This window comes from Moorena sp. SIO1G6 (assembly GCF_010672795.1).
In the GTDB taxonomy this organism is placed as follows: Bacteria; Cyanobacteriota; Cyanobacteriia; order Cyanobacteriales; family Coleofasciculaceae; genus Moorena; species Moorena producens.
The window spans coordinates 1-1126 of record NZ_JAAHFZ010000197.1 but is presented as its reverse complement, the minus strand read 5'-3'; the positions used below and the strand labels follow the sequence as shown (position 1 = coordinate 1126).

Below are 1126 nucleotides of genomic sequence, written 5' to 3'. Positions count from 1 at the left end.
TAAGCTGTTGCGCATTTAAACTGTGATAACAGCATTGCCTTTGTTTTTTATTTTTCGTACCCATTTTATAATTAACCCTCCTTCATTTAAAAGATGATTTAACAAACATTCTAATTCTTCAATTGATTTGAAAACTCGATTGGCAATATATTCTTTTGCTGAATGCCAAACCAATTCAATTAAGTTATAATCAGGACTATACTCGGGAAGATATTCTAAATAAATATTCGGCATATCTTCTTCTATTTTATGAATATATTCGGCTTTTTTGTGAAAACTAGCATTGTCTAAAATAATGACGATTTTCGGTCCTTTATTAGCAAAGTCTTCTAGTTGATTACCCGCTTCCATCCATTCATTTTCTAGCTCTTTATAAAAGGTTTTTAAAACTTCATAAAAAGTTTGACTATTGCTTTTTTTGAGGAAATCTACAAATCTTTTTTTATCTGAATATCGCAAAGCTCCCATCACATTAACTCTCCCTTGCCTTTCGGGCAAAGCCCGACGCTGCGCGAACGGTCTCCTCTAACTTTTTTTCGCTTTCCTCTTTTACACCAGTTTTTTCTTCTGATGACTCTCAAACTAAATCCGCTTTCATCCCAAAACCATACCTGAAGACGCTCTGGGCTTTCTTTTTCTATTTTTAAATACTCATCTAGTTTCTTTTTAAATGCTTCCCTTTTTTTAGGGTCTTTTTTAGAATCTAAGCTATACTTTGACCAAAGGTAAACATATTTTTTCTTGACTAGTATCCTACGAACTTGAGACCCACTTAACTTGATGCCTGTTGTATCTTCTAAATGAACGGCTAATTTTTGAGCTGTCCATCGACCAAATTCATATCCTAATTCTTCGGGTTCTTTTTCGACTAATTCTAATAATACTTCTATATATTGTTTTGTTGCTTTTTGGTGATTGCCTTTCATTCTTTTATCTTTAAGACTCTCTAAGTCATCTGGATCTCCGTGGACACACCAATAACAGACTGTGTTCTTTGAACAACCCAAAACTTCAGCAATTTCTAACTGTGTTTTTCCACTATTCAACAACAGCAAAATTAAAATACGTTCTCTAATATTTCCATTTTCTTCTATTTTTAAGGCTTTTTGAAGTATTGTTTTTTGCT

1 pseudogene is annotated in these 1126 nt (G+C 32.9%); it reads right to left on the bottom strand.

Annotated features, from left to right (window positions below):
• Positions 1-15 precede the first annotated feature (15 nt).
• Positions 16-1126 (bottom strand): annotated as a pseudogene (locus tag F6K63_RS36985) (IS630 family transposase); the annotation flags it as partial.